Raw genomic sequence first — 20398 nt, 5'->3', positions numbered from 1 at the left:
GCGCAATGGCGCCAGCGTGTTTCGGGTCGGCAAGGATCAACTCGTCGAACGGGTTTCGATCCTGGCCGGCAGCGGCGATGGCGACCTGATCGAAGTATCCGGCGATCTCAAAGCTGGCGACACCATCGTCGTACGTGGCGCCGAAAGGCTGCGCCCAGGTCAGCGCGTCATGGTCCTGAACACCGAAGCGGAAACTGGAAACACGGCTTCGACCGCCAACTGATTGACTGTCATCGTGCATGCCTGAAACGACTCATCCTGCCAGGATTTGATTGCACCTGATAGCGCGCATATGGATCCCTCCTCGATTGCGAGCAAGCTGTTGATAACAGACATGGCTGACGTTGCTATGGCCCCGCAAAGTGTGTTTTCCTGGAGCGGGATGCGCCCGCTGGCTCAACACTCGCAAGCACTTCGACTGAATTAAGCGGCTGACTAAGCTACTCTTGGTCCAGACAGTGGGAGCCTGTTATGGTCAGTGTCTCGCAGTTCATCAATGAACTACACCGCCGCAACGTGTTTCGCAGCGGCGCTGCCTACATCGTCATTGCGTGGCTGCTGATCCAGGTCTCCGATATTCTCCTCGAGACATACGCCGCACCTGCATGGGCGATGCGTGCCGTCGTAACAGCACTGGCCATTGGATTTCCGGTTGTACTGATTCTTGCGTGGATCTACGAGATTACAACCCAGGGCGTGAAGCGTACCGAGGTGGATTCCGAGGGCGATTCGATCTCGACACCCGCCGGTCGTCAGATCGACTTCGTGATCATTGGCGTGCTGATGGTGGCCGTCGCATTATTCGCGGCGGACAGATTCAGGTGGGTCGATTTTGGCACAGTGCCCTCAATTGATCTTCGTTCGATTGCTGTTCTGCCACTCGCCAACCTAAGTGGGGACCCGGAGCAGGAGTACTTCGCCGATGGAATGACGGAGACATTGATTACAGAACTCTCCAAGATTTCCGCGCTCCGGGTGATCTCCCGTCAATCCGTCATGCAATTCAAGGGCACGAAACTGTCCTTGCCGGAAATCGCTCGGAAGTTGAACGTGGACGCAGTTGTTGAAGGCTCGGCGCTGCTTATCGGAGAGCGAGTTAGGATCACAGTGCAATTGATCGAGGCCGCAACCGACGTACACCTGTGGGCCGATAACTACGACCGCGATCTTAGCGACGTGCTGGCAATACACAGCGAGGTCGCAAGTGCTATCGCCCGTGAAATCCAAATTGCAGTGACTCCGGAGGAAGCGGCCCGTCTGGCTGATGTTCGGGAAGTCAATCCCGAGGCCTACCGGCTCAATCTCTTGGGAAAGTACCACCTTTTCAAGTCGGGACCAGCGGAACTGGATAAAGCCGTCCGCTATTTTCAGCAAGCCATCGAGATGGACCCTGAGTACGCAGAACCCCATCAGGGCATGGCCAATTATTATGTAATGCTTGGTTTCGTGGGCTACATGCCCCCGCAGCCTGCCAATGAAAAGGCGTGGGCCGCAGCATCGCGAGCGCTGGAAATCAACAGCAACCTGGCCAGTGCCCATACGAGCCACGCAATGACTCATTTCTATTTCGACTGGGATTGGCAAAAAGCCGAGGAAAAATTCCAACAGGCCATTTCACTGGATTCAAACGATGCGCAAACGCATCAAATATACACCTGGTTCCTGGTGGCCATGGGCCGCACGGAGGAAGCCCACATCAGCATCAAACGTGCACTTGAACTCAACCCGCTGACCCTCATTGTGTACACCACTGCGTCGGACGTGTTCTACTTCTCACGCCAATACGACCAGGCCATCACGCAACTGCATGAGGTCCTCGATCTAAGCCCCGAACGCCCTCACTCGCTCTCACGGCTCGGTTGGAGCTACTTACAGAAGGGCATGTTCGAGGAAGCAATTGGCAACATGGAACGAGCGGTGACGCTTGCCCCTCATAACCCGATTTTATTCTGGATGCTGGGGCACGCCTATGCGGCGGCCGGACAAACTGCAGAGGCGCGGAAAATTCTCGATGACTTACACGCTTTAGCCAAGAAACAGTATATTCAGCCATACGCTTTTGCGCTCATCCACACCGGCCTGGGAGAAAATGATAAAGCGCTGGAATTGCTGGAGAAGGCTTTTCAGGACCGCGTCCCTTGGATGCCGTTTCTGAACGTGGAGCCGCGGTTCGACCCGCTGCGCTCCGACCCCCGCTTCCAGGACCTGCTGCGACGCATGAACTACCCGGAGTAGGCTGCACTGCAGGACCCGTTGACACCTTTAGTGCCTAGTGGTCACGAGTGACTTCAGACCCAAATCGGTACCGCACGCTTAAACCCCAAGTTCGTGGACGTGCAAAATTTGCGATCGCCACACCGACGGCTGCGCCAGATTCGCCGCTCTGAATGTACTCCTTGTCGGTGAGATTGTCTCCAAACAGAATGCACCCGCGAACTCAAGCCTCGCAAGCACTTCGACTGAAATTAGCGGCTGACTAGGCTACTCTTGGTCCAGACGGTGGGAGCCTGTTATGGTCAATATCTCGCAGTTCATCAATGAACTAAGACGCCGCAACGTGTTTCGCAGCGGCGTTGCCTACGTCGTCGTTGCGTGGCTGCTGATCCAGGTCGCCGATATTCTCCTCGAGGCATTCGCCGCACCCGCATGGTCGATGCGTGCCATCGTAATCGCCCTTGCCGTTGGCTTTCCGGTTGTCCTGATTCTCGCATGGGTCTATGAGATTACGACCCAGGGCGTGATGCGTACAGAGGCGGTTTCCGAGGGCGAGTTGATCTCGGTTCACACCGGTCGTCAGATGGACTTCGTGATCATTGGCGTGCTGATCGTGGCCGTCGCGCTATTCGCGGCGGACAGATTCAGGTGGATCGATTTTGGCACTGGTCATCTTCGTTCGATTGCTGTCCTGGCACTTGAAAACCTAAGTGGAGACCCGGAGCAGGAATATTTCGTAAATGGGATGACGGACACGTTAATAACAGAACTTTCCAAGATCGCCGCGCTGCGGGTGATCTCCCGTCAATCAAGTATGCAATTCCAAGGCACGAAACTGTCCTTGCCCGAAATTGCGCGGCAGTTGAACGTCGACTGGGTGGTGGAAGGCTCGGCGCTGCTTATCGGAGACCAAGTCAGGATCACGGTGCAATTGATCGAGGCTGCAACTGACCAACACTTGTGGGCCGATAACTACGACCGCGACCTTAGCGATGTGCTGGCAATTCACAGCGAGGTCGCAAGCGCCATCGCCCGCGAAATCAACATTGTCGTGACTCCGGAGGATGCGGCTCGTCTGGCTGATGTTCGGGAAGTCAATCCCGAAGCCTATCGGCTCTATCTCTTGGGGCGGCACTTCCATACACAGTGGCGGCCAGAGGCATTGGACACAGGCATCGAGTATTACCGACAAGCCATCGCAATCGACCCACGGTACGCAGAGGCCCACGTGGGTGTAGCCGGAGCTCACCTGGTAAAGGCTTTTATGGGCGTCATGCGTCCGCGTGATATTTACCAGACGGTGCAGGCTGAATTGGCGCTGGCGCTGGAAATCGACAGCAATCTGGCCGATGCCCATGCAGTAAATGCATCATTGCTTTTCTATTATGACTGGGACTGGGAACAGGCTGAAGAAGAATTCCAACGCGCTGTTTCGCTGAATCCAAATCACTATAATGCACATCTTGTCTACACATGGTACCTGGCAGCCATGGACCGCCCGGGTGAAGCTCACGCCAGCATCAGACGCATACTCGATCTGAACCCGCTCGACATCACCGCATACCTTACCGCGTCGGACGCATTCTACATGTCGCGCCAATACGACAAGGCAATTGCTCAGATTCAGGAGGCCGTCAATTTGAATCTCACGAGTCCTTTCGTCAACGAGCGACTTGGTTGGAGTTACTTGCAGAAGAGCATGTTCCAAGAAGCGATCGGTGAATTTGAAAGAGGTGTGCAGGCTTTCCCCGGAATCTCACAGTTTCACTGGTTACTGGGACACGCTTATGCAGTGGCCGGACGAACTGCGGAAGCGCAGAAGATTCTCGATGAATTACACGGTCTGGACGAGAATCAGTATGTCCTGCCGTACGGTTTTGCGATCATCTACACGGCTCTGGGAGAGAATGAGATTGCAATTGAATGGCTCGAAAAAGCCTTCGATGAACGCAATTTATGGATGCCGTTCCTAAACGTGGAACCCCGGTTTGATTCGCTGCGCCGTGAGCCTGAATTTCAGGATCTTCTGCGCCGCATGAACTTCCCGGAGTAGGCTGCACTGCAGGACCCGTTGACACCATTAGTGCCTAGTGGTCACGAGTGACTTCAGACCCAAATCGGTACCGCACGCTTAAACCCCAAGTTCGTGGACGTCCAAAATTTGCGATCGCTACACCGACGGCTGCGCCAAATTCGCCGCTCTGAATGTACTCCTTGTCGGTGAGATTGTCTCCAAACAGAGCGAACTGCCAGCGGCCATCGTTGCTCACCAGGGTTGCACTGGCATGCAGAAGCCCGTAGGCGTCCTGGATGAGTTCTTCGGTATTGACGGCGTTATTGTAAGTCCGATCCCGCCACGAATAGTCGCCGCGAATCGCGAGTCGGCCAAGGTGGCGCAATTGGGTTGAGTAGCTCAGGCTCAGATTGACGGACCACTTCGGCGCGTTCATAAACTTGGAATCCAGCGTAACCGGTACCGTCAGGCCCTGAAGACCCAATGGATCCAGTTTGACGTATTTCGCATCCAGATACCCGATGCCCGCCTGCAACCTCAGACCGGTGGTGAGTGTTGCAGCGAGTTCGACTTCCACCCCTTTTATCTCGGCCTCAGCTGCGTTGAGGATCTGAGGTTCTAAGCCGTTCAGCACACTGATCTGGATATCGTCGTAGTCAACAAAAAAAGTCGCGCCAGCCACCGTGAATCGTCCGCGGTTTGCCTTGACGCCGAGTTCGTATGAAGTCGCCTTTTCCGGATCAAAAGGTAGATATTCCAGCCTGGGCAGCAGCACCAGGGAGTTGAATCCGCCGCTCTTGAATCCCCGTGAGACGCTGCCATATATCTGCAGGTCCTGATCAATGAAATATTGCATCCCGACCATCGGCGACAGATTGGTGAATGTCTTGGAGTCGCCGTTGCTCGCAACAAGACCGACACCCGGTGGGTTGCTGATCCGTTTTTCCTCGGTCGTGTAACGTATTCCCGCCGACCCTGACCAGCGTTCAGTGAACGCATACTCAAGATGTGAAAAGATGGCCGTGCTGTTAGCGCGACTCACGTTGGTGATCGGCTGAACGCCCGGACTCAACGGAATGCCGAATAGCGGGTTGGGGACACCAAAGACCGGGTCGAATTCAACCGTCGCGACCTCGGGGATTAAGATTACGCCGGATTTGAGTTTGGTGGCTTCCTCTTCGAAATAATAGAGGCCTACCAACCAGTCCAGTGCGCCGTCGCCGCCCCGCAGATTGAATTCCTGGCTGAATTGATGCTGGTCGGCGCCCATGACATCCTCGATAATGGATAATGGGGAAAGATCCGCGTCCACAGCCCAATGGCTTTCCATGCTGCGGTAGCCGGTGATGGACTTGAATGTGAGGGCGCCGGGCCGCCAATCGACAATCGCCGTCAGCCCTCTAACATCGAGATCGGATCCCGATTCGTCGGTCGAATAATTCGTGAAGTTGCCTGGTGTAATGAACCGTGAATCCCACAGCACGCCATTGCCGAATCCAGCCACCGTGTTGGTCGGCGCCACAAAGAAATTGTAGATGCTGGAAATCGTCATGGGACCGGAGTCAACGAAGACCAGGGTGGTCACCGCGGAGGCCTGGCGGGTGCGAGTCCAGTCTGTCATCAAATCGACCGTCAGATTTTCCCTGGGTAGCCAGCGCAGTGCGCCACGAACGTAATCGGTGTTGATGTCACCGAACTCTGTGCCATCCTGGAGACTGACGCCATAGCCGTCCCGGTTGAGGCTCGAGGCGGAGAATCTCGTCAGGACCTGATCCGTGAGCGGAATGTTTGCGACGAGGCGAAAATCGCTTCGGTTGTCGCTGCCTGTCGTGACGTCGGCCCAAACTGAGATCGTGTCGGTCGGGCGTGTGGTCGTAACGGTTATGGCGCCGCCGGTTGCGTTCTTGCCAAACAAGGTCCCCTGTGGACCACGCAATACTTCAACCTGGCTTATATCGAGCACACCGAGCACGCTTCCTGCGGCCCGTCCGACGTAGACTCCGTCCAGATAAAGGCCCACGGCCGGATCCGTGGAGTGCTCTGCGAAGTTTGCCGCCTGGCCAACCCCACGAATATAGAGCGACGCGGAGTTGGATGCTCCAAGCCAGGACTGATCCCATTCCAGATTGGGGGTATATCTGGCGATTTCGGCGATATCGGTCAGATCGAGCGCCACCAGTTCCCGGTTGCTAAAGATCGACATGGAAACGGGGACGTCTTGCGCGGCTTTTTCGCGCTTTTGCGCCGTAACGATGATCTCTTCGATAAACGGATAGTTATCACTGTCCGAGGACGGTGCGGCTTCCTGGGGTTGCGCCGTGGCAATCGGCAACAGGCTGAAGAACGCGCCTAATGCGTACACCACACCTAAGATGCCGTATTTGATTATTGCGGGCATGGGCAGCCTCCGTACCTTACTGCATCATTAAAAAAGTCTCTTCACAGCCATTTCAGATGCCCTATTCAGAAAGTGTAGTTGAAGCATGGTCTATTCGCCTGAAAATTAGGTTAATTAGCCCTAGTCAAGGGCGGCGTCGATGCCTCTAAGAGACTGTGGATATCCTGGTTGTTCTTGCGTATTTCGGGGCATTTTCAAGCCCACTTTCTGTCAAAAAACAGCACAATAAAGCTTTATTTTTCAGTAAGATAAGCCTATACTACTGGGATTAAGAACAGCATCGATTCAACCCCCGGAGCCCACCATGTATTTGTCCCATGCCCAGCGACTACAGAACCAACAACACCGCAAAGAACTCGGTGCCGAGATCACCAAACTGTGCGGTTATCTGAATGCCGCCGAGTACCGATTGCTGACGTTGATCCGCGAATTCGATGAAGCCAATGGCTGGCATGAAGAAGGTTTGTATTCGTGCGCCCACTGGCTGAACTGGCAATGCGGCATCGGCATGAACGCAGCCAGAGAGAAAGTCCGGGTGGCGCATTGTCTTGCAGATTTACCGAAAATCAGCGCCGCCTTGGAAAAAGGCGAGATCAGCTATTCGAAGGTGCGGGCCATGACTAGGGTCGCGAATAGTGAGAACGAAGATTTTCTGCTGATGATCGCCAGGCACGGCACCGCCAGCCACATGGAAAGACTGATCGCCAAGACCCGCTGGGTCAAAAGACTGCAAGACGCCCAAAATTCCAACCGACAGCACGAACATCGGGAATTGACTTTTTACACCGATGAAGATGGTTCGCTGGTGATTCGTGCCCGATTGCCCGCCGAACAAGGCGCGCTGGTGCTCAAAGCCCTGGAAATGGCGATGGACCGGGCCAAGGCCGAAAGAAAAGAGCCCGATGTTTCCGCGGAAACATGCAACGACCCCAATCCCAGTGAAAGAATCCCCTTCAGCGTCCACCGGGCCGACGCCTTGATCGAACTGGCCGAGACTTATTTGAGCCACGGTGCCAGGACCTCAGCCACCGCCGACCGTTACCAGGTCGTGGTCCATGTTTCCGCGGAAACACTCGAAGACGGCAGCGGCGATATCTGCGAACTCGAACACGGCCCCAATGTTTCCGCGGAAACATCGAGACGAATCGCTTGCGACAGCAGTGTGGTGAAGCTTTTCGAGGACGAGACCGGCGAACCGATCAATATCGGCCGCAAATCCCGGGTAATTCCGTCCGCGATGCGGCGAATATTGAAAGCCAGGGACAAAGGCTGCCGCTTTCCCGGCTGCACCCATCAGCATTACATCGACGGACACCACATCAAGCACTGGGCCGCAGGTGGTGAGACCCGCATCGACAACCTGGTACAGCTATGCCGATATCACCACCGGTTGGTCCATGAAGGCGGTTTTGGCTGCGAAAAGACCGCCAATGGCCGCATTGTTTTCAAAAACAAAGATGGCAATGTCATCCGCCGTGCCGAATATCACCCCCCGATACCGGCAAACACCGACGCGGTGAGTTTGCTGAGCCATGAAATCCCCGGGATCGAGATCGACTCCAAAACCTGCGTGACCCGGTGGGAAGGCGAGAAGATGGATTACAGTGTGGCGGTCGAGGCGTTGCTGGGGTAATTAGTACGATAAATAGGTAGATCGGAATCTTGTCGTGTGTTTTTGCGAAATCGGGATTGGAGATCTGAAACGTCCCTCCTGAATTTCTAGTCAGACAATTTCTTAGCTGAGAGTTTTCTGATGTCGTCTAGGCCGGTATGGAGTATTTGACAGCGCTCTCACACTTTCGCAAATTGCTTTACCTCTATATCAGTATCCGCGTAAATTAACGAACTTTCAAGATCAAGAACCATGGCGCGCTCATTCTTGATTTCTAATACAGATAATCCGATGCCATAAGTTGACATATTTTCAATGCAGTACTCTCGTAATTCCCACGAGCTAATGCGAGAAAAATAATCACAATAGGTATGCGATGCATAGGTTAGTTACCCTTCTTCGGCATGTACAGGTCGGTCAACGTCCCTTCAAAAGCCTCGGCGGCGAAGGCGAGCGTTTCCGACAGGGTCGGGTGTGGATGTATGGTCAGCGCGATATCGGATGCATCGCATCCCATCTCGATCGCCAGTGCCATTTCGGCGATCAGGTCGCCTGCCTGCGGGCCGACGATGCCGGCGCCGATCAGCTGCCCGCTTTCTTCGTCGAACAACAGCTTGCTCAGACCCTCGTTTCTGCCTAGCGCCAATGACCGGCCGCTGGCCGCCCACGGAAACACACCCTTGCCGTATGCCCGCCCCTGTGCCTTGAGTTCGGATTCGGTCTCGCCGACCCAGGCGATTTCGGGGTCGGTGTAGGCCACCGATGGAATAACCCTGGCATCGAACGAGCGCTTCAGGCCGCTGGCAACCTCAGCCGCGGTTTTTCCTTCGTGGGACGCCTTGTGGGCAAGCATGGGTTCGCCGACGATATCGCCGATCGCAAAAATGTGTGCCTGGTTGGTCCGCATTTGCCGGTCGACCGGGATAAATCCGTGCTCGTCCACAGCCACACCCGCCGCCTCCGCGCCGATCACCGAACCATTCGGTTTGCGTCCGACTGCGACCAGGATACGGCCGTAAACTTGCGGGTCGGGCGCGCCATCGCCCGAGAAACTGACCTTGAGCCCTTCGTCCAGCGCCTCGACTCCGCTCACCGTGACCCCGAGCATGATCTGCTCGTATTGTTTTCGAATCCGTTTTTCCAGCGGCCGGACCAGGTCGGGGTCGCACTCGGGCATCAGCCCGCTGGTCATTTCCACGACCGAAACCTTGACCCCGAGGGCCTGGTACACGGTCGCCAATTCCAGGCCGATTATCCCGCCGCCAATGACCAGCAGCCGCGCCGGCAGCTCTTCGAGCTCCAGCGCGCCGGTCGAATCCATGATCCGCCGATCGTCCGGCAAAAAGGGCAGCCAGGCCGACTCCGAACCCGCGGCAATGATGCACTGCTCGAACTCGATGACCTGCGGCTTTCCCGAGTCATCGGGTTTGCTCACCTGCAGGTGGTGCGCTGACAGGAATTCACCATGCCCTGTAACGACGCTAACCTTGCGTTTTTTTGCCAACCCGTCCAACCCGCTGCTCAGTTGCCCGACGATCTGGTCTTTCCACCCGCGCAAGCCCTGCGGGTCGATAACCGGCTTGGAAAAAGTGACCCCGTGCTCGGCCATGGCTTTGGCATCGTCCATGACCTTGGCGACATGCAGCAGCGCTTTCGACGGGATACAACCGACGTTGAGGCAAACCCCGCCGAGCGCATCAAAGCGCTCCACCAGCGTCGTCTCCAGCCCGAGATCGGCCGCCCGAAACGCGGCGGTGTACCCGCCCGGCCCCGAACCGAGCACCAGCAGCCGGGTCGAGATATCGACGGTGCCGGTGTATTCGGCCGCAGCCATCGTCTGCTCGTCCGCGCTCACGAAAGCGGAGCCGTCAGCTTGCCGGGATCGGCGAGCACAGTGGACAGGTAGCTGGTAAAACGAACCGCCTGAGCGCCATCGATGACCCGGTGATCGTAGGACACGGAAAACGGCAGTATCAGCCGCGCCACGAATTTTCCATCGACGTATACGGGTTTCATCGCAGATCGCGCGACACCCATGATCGCGACCTCCGGTGCATTGATGATCGGGGTAAATCCGGTACCGCCGATACCACCGAGGCTGGAAACGGTAAAAGTCCCGCCTTGCATCTCGTCGGCTTTCAGCTTGCCATCGCGTGCCTTCGCGCTGAGTTCGCCGAGCCGGCCGGCCAGGGCATAAATATCCAGCTTGTCGGCATCGCGAATCACCGGCACCATCAGCCCGTTTGGCGTATCGGCGGCGAATCCCAGGTGAAAGTACTTCTTGTAAACCAGGTGCTCGCCATCGGCGGACAGTGAACTGTTGAAATCCGGGAATTCCTTCAGCGCCAGCACACAGGCCCTGAGGATAAACGCCAGCGGCGTCAGTTTGACGCCCTTGTCGGCGGCAACCGGCTGCAAATCCTGGCGGACTTTTTCGAGTTCCGTGATATCGGCCTCATCGAACTGGAACACGTGGGGCAAATTGATCCAGGCCGCCTGCAGCCGGGGCCCGGAGATTTTCTGGATACGGCCCAGCGGCTGGGTCTCGACCTCGCCAAACCGGGCAAAATCGACTTCGGGCACTTTTGGCAATGCGGCGCCCGGCAAACCGTCAGCGCCGGTCAATACGGCTTTGACCCACGCCTTGACGTCGTCATGGGTGATGCGACTCTTTAGTCCGCTGCCTTTGACCTGCCCAAGGTCGACGCCCAGTTCGCGCGCCAGCATCCTGACCGATGGTCCAGCGTGGGCGCGGGAGAAACTGGCCTCGTCTATAGCCGGCAATTCCTTCACCGCCCCGGGAATGCGCGCTGGCGCAGGCGTTTCCGGGGCAGGCGCCGGTTCGACTGCCGCCACCGGGGGCTGACGGCTTTCTGGCACCGGCGCCGGAATTCCCAGCAGGGTCACGATCAGGTCACCCGCGGATACTTTGTCGCCTTCTTTGACCGCGACCGACACGATCCTGCCTCCGGCCGGGGCCGGAACATCCATCGCCGCCTTGTCTGTTTCCAGGGTTACCAGCGGCTCTTCGAGCTCAATTTCCTGATTCGCCCGGACCAGTACCTCGATCACATCCACATCGGTGAAATCACCGATATCGGGTACCCGGACTTCGATCTCCACCGGCTGCGAAGAAACTCTTGCTTCCGCTGCAGAATCCGCCGCGTCCGCCGGTGCCGGTTGCTCGCCTTCTGAATCCAGCACCAACACCAGGTCGCCTTCAGAAATCTTGGCGCCAACCTTCACGCTGACTTCAACCACTGACCCCGCCACCGGCGCCGGTATATCCATGGCCGCTTTGTCGGTTTCCACGGTTACCAGGGGGTCCTCGATCTCAACCCGGTCTCCCGCCGCCACCATGACCTCGATGACTTCCACGTCCTGGAAATCTCCAATATCGGGAACCCGGATTTCGATTCGCTGCGCCATTGTCCGCCGAGACCCTATACGCCGACCGGGTCCGGTTTTTTCGGGTCGATGCCGAGTTTCTTGATCGCCGCACCGACTGTCGCGTAATCCAGCTTGCCGTCATCGGCCAGCGCCTTGAGCGCTGCGAGAGCAATGTGCCGCCGATCGACTTCGAAATGACTGCGCAAGGCAGCGCGTGCGTCGCTGCGCCCGAAACCGTCCGTCCCCAGCGCCACGAAGCGTCCCGGGACCCACTGCCTGATCTGGTCGGGCACCGCCTTCATGTAATCCGTCGCCACGATGTATGGCCCGTCCCGGTCGCCCAGGCACTGCTGGACGTAGCACCGCCGCTGCTCCTTGCCCGGGTGCAGGCGATTGAAGCGTTCGACCTCCAGGCCATCGCGCCGCAATTGATTGAAGCTGGTCACGCTCCAGACATCGGCGGGTATCGAGAAATCTTTTTCCAGCAGGTCGGCGGCCGCTTCGACTTCCCGGAGTATGGTTCCCGAACCCATCAGTTGAGCGCGAACCTGCCCGCGCTGGCCGATGCGCAACAGGTACATGCCATTGAGAATGCCCTGCTCGACCCCCGCGGGCATCGCCGGTTGGACATAGTTCTCATTCATGCAAGTGATGTAGTAGAAAACGCTTTCCTGCTCCTCGAACATGCGGCGCAAACCATCCTGGACAATCACCGCCAGCTCATAGGCGTAAGCCGGATCGTAGGAAACGCAGTTGGGAATCGTCGAGGCCAGCAAATGACTGTGGCCATCCTGGTGCTGGAGGCCTTCACCGGCGAGGGTCGTCCGCCCCGCCGTACCCCCGATCAGGAAACCGCGCGTCTGCATATCGCCCGCCGCCCAGGCGAAATCCCCGATCCGCTGGAAACCGAACATCGAATAAAAGATATAAAAGGGGATCATCTGAACGCCGTGGTTGGCGTAGCTGGTACCCGCGGCCATCCACGAGCAGAACGCCCCGCCTTCGTTGATGCCCTCCTCGAGAATCTGGCCCTTGATATCCTCGCGATAAAACATCAGCTGGTCGGCATCCTGCGGCGTATACAACTGACCGAGCGATGAATAAATGCCGACCTGGCGGAACATGCCCTCCATGCCGAAGGTACGCGCTTCATCCGGAACGATGGGCACGATGTGCTTGCCGATCCGCTTGTCCTTGAGCAGGGTGGTCAGCATCCTGACCAATGCCATGGTCGTGGAACCCTCTCTTTCGCCCGTGCCCTGCAGCTGGGTTGCAAAGATTTCCAGCGGCGGCGCCTTCAGAGACGGCGCCTTGTTGTGGCGAACCGGCAAATATCCGCGAAGCTTTTTGCGCTGGCCCTGCAAATAGGCCAGTTCCTCGCTGCCTTTGGCCAGCTTGCAAAACGGCAGACCCTCGATATCGTCGTCGGCAACCGGAATATTGAAACGATCGCGAAACGCCCTGAGCTCGTCGACATCCATTTTCTTCTGCTGGTGGGTGATGTTCTGGCCCTCGCCGGCCTTGCCCATGCCGTAGCCCTTGACGGTCTTGGCCAGGATCACGGTCGGACGGTCCTGGTGGGCGACCGCTGCCGCATAGGCGGCATAAACCTTGTGTGAGTCGTGCCCGCCGCGATTGAGACGCCAGATCTCGTCATCCGACATATTGGCAACCATCGCCGCGAGCTCCGGATACTCGCCGAAAAAATGCTCGCGCGTAAACGCGCCGCCCTTGGCCTTGAAATTCTGGTATTCGCCATCGACGCATTCTTCCATCCGCTGGCGCAGCAGTCCCTTGTGGTCGCGGGCCAGCAGCGGATCCCAGCGCGAACCCCAGATGACCTTGATCACATTCCAGCCGGCACCGAGAAACGCCGCTTCAAGTTCCTGGATGATCTTGCCATTTCCCCTGACCGGTCCGTCGAGCCGTTGCAGGTTGCAGTTAACGACAAATATCAGGTTGTCCAGTTTTTCGCGGACCGGCATCGTGATCGCGCCCAGCGACTCGGGTTCATCCGTTTCACCGTCACCGAGGAAACACCAGATCTTGCGGTCGTCGGGCGGGATGATCCCGCGGTGTTGCATATAACGGCAGTAACGGGCCTGGTAAATCGCCATCATCGGGCCCAGACCCATCGAGACCGTCGGGAATTGCCAGAAATCCGGCATCAGCCATGGATGTGGATACGATGACAAGCCGTTGCCGCCGACTTCGCGTCGAAACGACCTGAGTTGCTGCTCATCGAGCCGTCCTTCGAGAAAAGCCCGCGCGTAGATGCCGGGTGAGGAATGACCCTGGAAGAAAATCATATCGCCGGGATTATCGTCGCCGGGGGCACGCCAGAAATGATTGAAGCCGACTTCATACAGCGTCGCCGATGAGGCGTAAGACGCGATATGGCCGCCGTACTCGGTACTCTTGCGGTTCGCGTACACGACCATCGCCATCGCGTTCCAGCGTATATACGCCTCGACCCGACGCTCGATCGCGCGGTCGCCCGGATATTCCGGTTCCTGACCGGTGGCAATCGTGTTCAGGTAAGCGGTATTCGGGCTATACGGAAGATACGCGCCCGACCGGCGGGCGTGGTCGATGACCCGTTCAATCAGGAAATGCGCCCTTTCGGGTCCGTGCACTTTGAGTACGGACTCGATCGACTCAACCCATTCACGGGTTTCCAGTGGGTCCTGGTCCTGCAATTTCTTGCTGTCAGCCATCGATAATTACCCGGGTTTTTGTCTTGTTACGCGGCGACCGGCTGCAGCGTGCAGGACGATGCAATGCGAGGTTGCGATAGTCGTCTCCAGGATGATTTCCCGGCCCCCTCCTGCTAGGATGATGCGCCGCGAACCTATGATATTACTGATTCCGAGTACCGACCCCGATATCATCGGGGTTTGTTTTTTTGAGGTCAAGGTAAAACATGACTGAGTTGTTGCCGCCAAAATTGTCAGTGACGATACGCCATACCGGCAACAAGCTGTCGCGCGCGGATCTGGACAAGCTGGACCACTTGCTAATCCTGATCCCCAAGGGTCTGGCGGCGACTTCCTGGTCTCAACTGCCATATCACGAGTTGTTGAAGAAACTCAGCCGGCGCGATCCCGATGGTGTAATCAGCGGCCGCTTCGCCAACGCCTCGGCGACCGGATTCAGCCTGGGTGTAATATCGCTTGAGGCGAGCGTATTCGAAAAATTGACGCTGGCCCGCCAGATGACTGCGACGGCGAGCCAGGAGTTGACGGTTGGCATACTCGCCCATGGCTTCGACGCCGGCCACCAGGCGGCCGCCATGGATGCACTGATCAGCGCGGCATTGGCGAGCGCCGCCAGGATGCCCAGCCTGAAAAGCAAGCCGAAACGCGAACGGCGGATTCGCAGCCTGAGATTATTCGCGGTCGCAGAACTGCCTGACCTGAAGCGGTGCCAGGCGGAAGCCGAGGGCAATTACCTCGCGCGCTGGCTGACCACCCTGCCGCCCAACCAACTGGATTCAGCCAATTACTGCCGACTGGTCGAGGCGCTGGCAAGGCGCGAGGGCTGGAGCTACCAACTGCTCGGGCAAAAAGAACTCGAAAAGAAAGGCGCCGGTGCGTTCCTGGCCGTTGCCCAGGCCAATCCCGGCCGCGACGCCGGCATCGTGCATCTCAAGTATCGCCCGCAAAAGACCACCGGCGAATTGCTGACCCTGGTGGGCAAAGGCATATGTTTCGACACCGGCGGAACCAATCTGAAGCCCCACGACTCGATGCTGGATATGCATGAGGACATGGGCGGCAGCGCCGTCGCACTGGGTTGTTTGCTCGCGATCAGCCGTCTCGGGCTGCCCCGCCGGGTGGACTGCTGGCTGGCGATCAGCGAGAACATGATCGGCAGCCAGGCATACAAGCCGCAGGATGTAATCACCGCTTGCAACGGCGTTACCATCCAGGTCATCCACACGGATGCGGAAGGCCGCATGGCGCTGGCCGATACCCTCGCCTTGGCAGCACGCGACAAACCCGGTTTGATGATCGATTATGCAACGCTCACGGGGTCCTGCATCCGCGGGCTGACGACGCGGTTGAGCGCCATTTTCACCAACCGGGACCACTGGCGGGAACCGCTGATTCAAATTGGCCGCGCCAGTGGCGAACGCGTCTGGCCTTTTCCGCTCGACGAAAAAGATTTTGACCAGACGCTGGAAAGCCCGATCGCCGACATCAAGCAATGTACGACCGATGGCATGGGCGATCACATATACGCGGCCCGCTTCCTGCGGCGGTTCGTCCCGGATTCCATACCCTGGCTGCACATCGATCTGGGCGCTTCCAGCCACAAGGGTGGGCTGGCCCACATCCCCACGCAGATCACTGGTTTCGGGGTTCGTTTTACGCTTGAACTGCTGGACGCCGGATTGCCGGACCAATAGCACAAGGAGTCTTTGGCTGACGATGGACAGACTGGTCATAAGCCGGCCGGACGACTGGCACCTGCACCTGCGCGATGACGCCTTGCTTGCCTCGGTGCTGCCCTTTAGCTGCGCAAGGTTTTCCCGGGCTGTGGTCATGCCCAATCTGGATCCGCCGATTACGACCGTGGCACAGGCCGCCGAATACCGGCAGAGAATTCTGGCCGCCAGGCCCGCCGGCAGCAATTTTTCCCCGCTGATGACGCTGTACCTTAGCGACGACACGACTGCCGGGGAAATCCGCAAAGCCGCGGCGGCGGAATTCCTTATCGCCGTGAAATATTACCCGGCAGGCGCAACCACCTTGTCGGATGCGGCGGTAACGGCTATCGAAAAAGTCTACGCGGCGCTCGATGCCATGCAGGCCAGCGATGTGCCGCTACTGGTGCATGGTGAGGCCACCGACCCCTCGGTCGATGTCTTCGACCGTGAAAAAGCGTTTATTGACCAGACTCTGGCGCCGCTGGCCGATAAGTTTCCGCGCCTGCGGATCGTTTTTGAACATATCACCACGGCGGACGCTGTAGCCTTCGTCCTCGCTTCGCGCCAGGGAATCGCTGCCACCATCACCGCGCACCATATATTGCTGAATCGCAACGCGCTGTTTGGCCAGGGGCTGCAACCACACCATTATTGCCTGCCCGTGTTAAAGCGCGAACGCCATCGCCTGAGCGTGCTCGAAGCCGCAACCAGCGGGTCGGAGCGGTTCTTCCTGGGGACGGATTCGGCTCCGCACGCGACTGCTGACAAACAATCCGCTTGTGGCTGCGCCGGAATCTTTACCGCGCATGCTGCAATCGAGCTGTACGCCGAAGCATTCGATCAGGCCGGCCGGCTGGACCGGCTGGAAGCGTTTGCCAGCCATCACGGCGCCGATTTTTATCGGCTGCCGCGGAACCAGGAGACCGTCACGCTGACAAAAAATCCATGGACAGTCAGCCGGACACTGGAATTCGGACAGCATCACCTGACCCCCTTCAGGGCGGGCGAAGAAGTCGCATGGCGCCTGGGGCCCGACGATGACTGAAAAAGGTACGGCCAGGAATGTCCGGCCGCCGGAGATGGCCGGCCGCTTCCGGGGATTTCTGCCGGTCGTCATCGACGTCGAAACCGGCGGCTTCAATGCGGCCACCGACGCGTTGCTGGAAATTGCAGCCGTCCTGGTCGAAATGAATGAAGACGGAACGCTGGAACGGGGCGAGACTATCCGCTATCACGTGGCGGCGTTCCCCGGCGCACGCATCGAAGCGGCGGCTTTGGAAGTCAATAAAATAGTGCCGGACCATCCACTCCGCCCGGCCCTGCCGGAGAAAGAAGCATTGCGACGATTGTTCAGGCCAATCCGCAAGGCAGTGCGGGATTATGGTTGCAGCCGCGCCATACTGGTCGGGCATAACGCTTTTTTCGATCTGAATTTCCTGAATGCCGCGCTCGAGCGCTGCCAGTTGAAACGCAACCCGTTTCATCCTTTCAGCAGTTTCGACACGGCGACTTTAGGCGGCGTCGCCCTCGGACAAACGGTTCTTGCGCGAGCAGCCATAGCGGCCGGTCTGGAGTGGGATACGGAATCAGCGCATTCCGCCGCTTACGACGCCGAGCGTACCGCCGATCTTTTTTGCCTGATCGTCAACCGCTTTCGCGGTCAGTACGAAGAATACGCCGGCGCAAAAAACCGAGAAAGATAGCAGCCTATGCGGTGGCTTTGTCCAGGAGCTTTTTCAACTCGCCGCTGTGAAACATCTCAAGCGTGATGTCGCAACCGCCAACCAGTTCCCCGGAAACGTATAGCTGCGGAAAGGTCGGCCAGTTGGAATGCGCCTTCAGCCCTTCCCTGAGCTCGGGGTCTTCAAGGATATTGACATGGGTAAACTCGGTGTCGCAGGCTCTCAGGGCGGCGACGGTCTGGGCGGAGAAACCGCACTGCGGAAAGTCCGGCGAACCCTTCATATACAAAATAACGGTATTACCCTGCAGTTGTTCCTGAATTTTCTCGTTTGTATCCACCTTGCACCTCTATAAGTATGCTGTGGCACCCCACCGGCACCCCGATCAGTCGCTGGAACGCACCCACAGATGGTTCCTGACCGCCCTGACTTTGTCGACCTGGCCGGCTATCTCGGCCGCGCGCCGACTGATTCTTACCGATGCCACGTCACCTTTCAAGACCACAATTGCATTGCTGGTCTCAATCTGTATCCTGGAACCCTTGGTGACCGGGTCGGACGACAATTTTTCCTGCAAGGTCGCGCTGATCGTCTGATCCCCCGCCGACTGCGCGCCGCCACGGCCATCGCCGGACGACTGGTAACTACCGCTGCCCTGCCCGCCAAGAAGCGCGGCCGCGCAAGCGGGCAAAATCGTCACTGTAAAGGCCAGCAGCGCAGCGATCAGAATTTTCTTCATGGCATTAACCCGTCCCTGGAATCGCGTGCCTACATTCTACTCGAAGCCGGCCACAAAAAACCGTGGCGAATAGCCGGCCACCGTTGCTGCTGCGTGGGCTGCTGCGTTTGAAATATCCCGGCGCCTAACCTATTCTTCCAATACATCGAGTGTCTGGCGCATTCACGCTGACGCCGAAAAACATCATAATTCTGCGGGAGAGAGACGATCATGAACCCACTAAAAACGGTAAACGGAACGCTGATCGCTGGTTTTGTGCTGATGCTGATTATCGGCGCCTCGGTGGGTGGCTTCGCATTTGACTGGAACCAGTTTGTCCGCTGGCTGCACATCATTGCCGGGGTCACCTGGATAGGCTTGCTGTACTACTTCAATTTCGTCCAGGTTTCCGCGCTGGGCGCTGCCGCCAGCGATGAAGGAGGCCCGGGAGGCGCCGCGATTACCAAGTATGTAGCGCCGCTGGCGCTCAACTGGTTCCGCTGGGCGGCCCTGGTGACCTGGCTGTCGGGTGCTGCCTACCTGGGAAAAAATTTCGTACCCACATTCACCCTGGGTATGTCTGAAGGTAGCAGTTACTACACCATTCTCGGGCTGGGCGCCTGGATGGGAACCATCATGCTGTTCAATGTCTGGGTCCTGATCTGGCCAAACCAGAAAAAACTGCTCGGCATGGTACCGGCCACAGACGAGGAAAAAGCGAAAGCAAAGAGTATCGCTTTCATGGCTTCGCGAACCAACACCTTGCTGTCGCTGCCGATGCTGATGTGCATGACGGGCGCGACTCATGGTTTGCCGTTCTGAAGAGAAAGTTCATGAACGACGACGGAAACCCGGCGTTTGCCGGGTTTCTTGTTTGTCCCCCGACAAAAAGCGATGATTCCGGAATCTGGTCGAACACAGGCCAACCCTGATTAGTCATTCTCCCGGACTACCGATGAGCCAGACCAAGCACAAGCAACGATTTTCCAACCCCGTACCGGACGATATGCCGCAGCTTGTCCGTCATGCACTGGCAGAAGACGTGGGCGGCGGGGACCTGACCGCGGTACTGGTGGCAACCGACGCCATGGCTCAAGCAACGGTAATCGTGCGCGAAGCCGCGGTAATCTGCGGGCGTCCATGGTTCGACGAAGTATTCGGCCAACTGGATCCTGGAATAAGCATCGAATGGCTATTGACCGAGGGTGACGCGGCAAAGGCTCGGCAAACGATTTGCCGTCTCGCCGGGCCTGCCCGCGCGATGTTGACCGGTGAACGAACGGCGCTGAACTTTCTGCAGACGCTATCGGCCACGGCAACCACGGCCAGGCGATACGCCGATGCGGTCAGGGGTACGGGCTGTCAGATCCTGGACACCCGAAAAACCATCCCGGGTCTGCGCAACGCGCAAAAGTATGCGGTCGCCTGCGGCGGCGCGCGAAACCACCGGCAGGGTCTGTATGACGCAATCCTGATCAAGGAAAACCATATCGCCGCAGCCGGATCGGTGGCGGCCGCTATCGCCCGGGCGAGAACGATCAGCGATCTGCCCGTCCAGGTCGAGGTCGAGAACCTGGATCAGCTGAACCAGGCACTGGCCGCCACTGCGGACAGCGTACTGCTGGACAATTTTTCCAATGCACTGCTAAAAGAGGCGGTGAGCAAAACCCGTGACTCCGGGAGCCAGGCCATCCTGGAAGCTTCAGGCGGCTACCAGGTCGAACAACTGCAGGAAACGGCGGCGACCGGAGTCGATTTCATCTCCTGTGGCGCGCTGACCAAGAATCTCCGGGCGGTTGATTTTTCAATGCGTTTTACCATTAGGGAGCCATGACCTAGCCGGCTGAAGCGGCACTTTTGCCAAAAGCCCGCGTCATATCTGCTATGATGCAATGCATCATATGTTTAATTTTTGGCGTGTGACACAGGCCAAAACCA

15 protein-coding genes are annotated in these 20398 nt (G+C 57.8%); 9 read left to right on the top strand and 6 right to left on the bottom strand.

From position 1 onward, the window contains the following. From IIA05_10720 to IIA05_10710, 3 genes are all read left to right on the top strand, one after another. Window positions 1–223 (top strand): efflux RND transporter periplasmic adaptor subunit (locus IIA05_10720; protein ID MCH9027576.1); only part of this gene is annotated, 223 nt, incomplete at its 5' end. Window positions 224–471: 248 nt separating this feature from the next. Continuing rightward, complete coding sequence (locus IIA05_10715; GenBank protein MCH9027575.1) at window positions 472–2235, top strand: tetratricopeptide repeat protein; 1764 nt, start codon at window positions 472–474, stop codon at window positions 2233–2235. Between the two features lie 277 nt (window positions 2236–2512). Next, window positions 2513–4267, top strand: coding sequence for a tetratricopeptide repeat protein (locus IIA05_10710; GenBank protein ID MCH9027574.1), 1755 nt, complete (start codon window positions 2513–2515; stop codon window positions 4265–4267). A 34-nt stretch (window positions 4268–4301) separates the two neighbouring features. On the opposite strand, the gene IIA05_10705 is transcribed toward IIA05_10710, so the two are convergent. Then, window positions 4302–6626, bottom strand: a complete 2325-nt coding sequence (locus IIA05_10705) for a TonB-dependent receptor (protein ID MCH9027573.1) — start codon at window positions 6624–6626, stop codon at window positions 4302–4304. Window positions 6627–6930: 304 nt separating this feature from the next. Here IIA05_10705 and IIA05_10700 point away from each other — a divergent pair, with 304 nt between their 5' ends. After that, complete coding sequence (locus IIA05_10700) at window positions 6931–8259, top strand: DUF222 domain-containing protein (GenBank protein ID MCH9027572.1); 1329 nt, start codon at window positions 6931–6933, stop codon at window positions 8257–8259. Between the two features lie 364 nt (window positions 8260–8623). Here IIA05_10700 and lpdA read toward each other — a convergent pair whose 3' ends face one another. From lpdA to aceE, 3 genes are read right to left on the bottom strand one after another with little or no spacing between them, the layout of a single operon-like run. After that, a complete protein-coding gene (gene lpdA, locus IIA05_10695; GenBank protein MCH9027571.1) occupies window positions 8624–10072 on the bottom strand; it encodes a dihydrolipoyl dehydrogenase in 1449 nt (482 codons plus the stop codon). A 17-nt stretch (window positions 10073–10089) separates the two neighbouring features. Further along, complete coding sequence (locus IIA05_10690; GenBank protein MCH9027570.1) at window positions 10090–11667, bottom strand: dihydrolipoyllysine-residue acetyltransferase; 1578 nt, start codon at window positions 11665–11667, stop codon at window positions 10090–10092. A gap of 14 nt (window positions 11668–11681) precedes the next feature. Then, entirely contained in the window at window positions 11682–14345 is a 2664-nt protein-coding gene (gene aceE, locus IIA05_10685) for a pyruvate dehydrogenase (acetyl-transferring), homodimeric type (protein ID MCH9027569.1), read from the bottom strand. 206 nt (window positions 14346–14551) lie between these two features. On the opposite strand from aceE, the gene IIA05_10680 reads away from it, so the two are divergent. The 3 genes from IIA05_10680 to rnt are packed head-to-tail and all read left to right on the top strand — an operon-like array spanning window position 14552 to window position 17763. Continuing rightward, window positions 14552–16039: a leucyl aminopeptidase family protein gene (locus IIA05_10680; protein ID MCH9027568.1), complete on the top strand. Its 1488-nt coding sequence runs from the start codon at window positions 14552–14554 to the stop codon at window positions 16037–16039. A gap of 22 nt (window positions 16040–16061) precedes the next feature. After that, complete coding sequence (gene pyrC, locus IIA05_10675; protein MCH9027567.1) at window positions 16062–17105, top strand: dihydroorotase; 1044 nt, start codon at window positions 16062–16064, stop codon at window positions 17103–17105. Window positions 17106–17139: 34 nt separating this feature from the next. After that, on the top strand, window positions 17140–17763 hold the full coding sequence (gene rnt, locus IIA05_10670; protein MCH9027566.1) for a ribonuclease T: 624 nt from the start codon (window positions 17140–17142) through the stop codon (window positions 17761–17763). Window positions 17764–17767: 4 nt separating this feature from the next. On the opposite strand, the gene grxD is transcribed toward rnt, so the two are convergent. Both grxD and IIA05_10660 read right to left on the bottom strand, forming a co-directional pair. Further along, the gene (grxD, locus tag IIA05_10665; GenBank protein MCH9027565.1) at window positions 17768–18082 is read right to left on the bottom strand and encodes a Grx4 family monothiol glutaredoxin; all 315 of its coding nucleotides are present in this window, start codon (window positions 18080–18082) and stop codon (window positions 17768–17770) included. Window positions 18083–18127: 45 nt separating this feature from the next. Further along, complete coding sequence (locus tag IIA05_10660) at window positions 18128–18481, bottom strand: BON domain-containing protein (protein MCH9027564.1); 354 nt, start codon at window positions 18479–18481, stop codon at window positions 18128–18130. A 210-nt stretch (window positions 18482–18691) separates the two neighbouring features. Here IIA05_10660 and IIA05_10655 point away from each other — a divergent pair, with 210 nt between their 5' ends. Continuing rightward, complete coding sequence (locus tag IIA05_10655) at window positions 18692–19282, top strand: urate hydroxylase PuuD (protein ID MCH9027563.1); 591 nt, start codon at window positions 18692–18694, stop codon at window positions 19280–19282. Window positions 19283–19466: 184 nt separating this feature from the next. Further along, window positions 19467–20294, top strand: coding sequence for a carboxylating nicotinate-nucleotide diphosphorylase (gene nadC, locus IIA05_10650; protein ID MCH9027562.1), 828 nt, complete (start codon window positions 19467–19469; stop codon window positions 20292–20294). The last annotated feature ends 104 nt before the right edge of the window (window positions 20295–20398 follow it).

The organism is Pseudomonadota bacterium (genome assembly GCA_022572885.1).
Taxonomy (GTDB): domain Bacteria; phylum Pseudomonadota; class Gammaproteobacteria; order Steroidobacterales; family MnTg04; genus MnTg04.
Note: the sequence above shows the minus strand (reverse complement) of the source record. Positions and strands in the feature narration are given on the sequence as shown.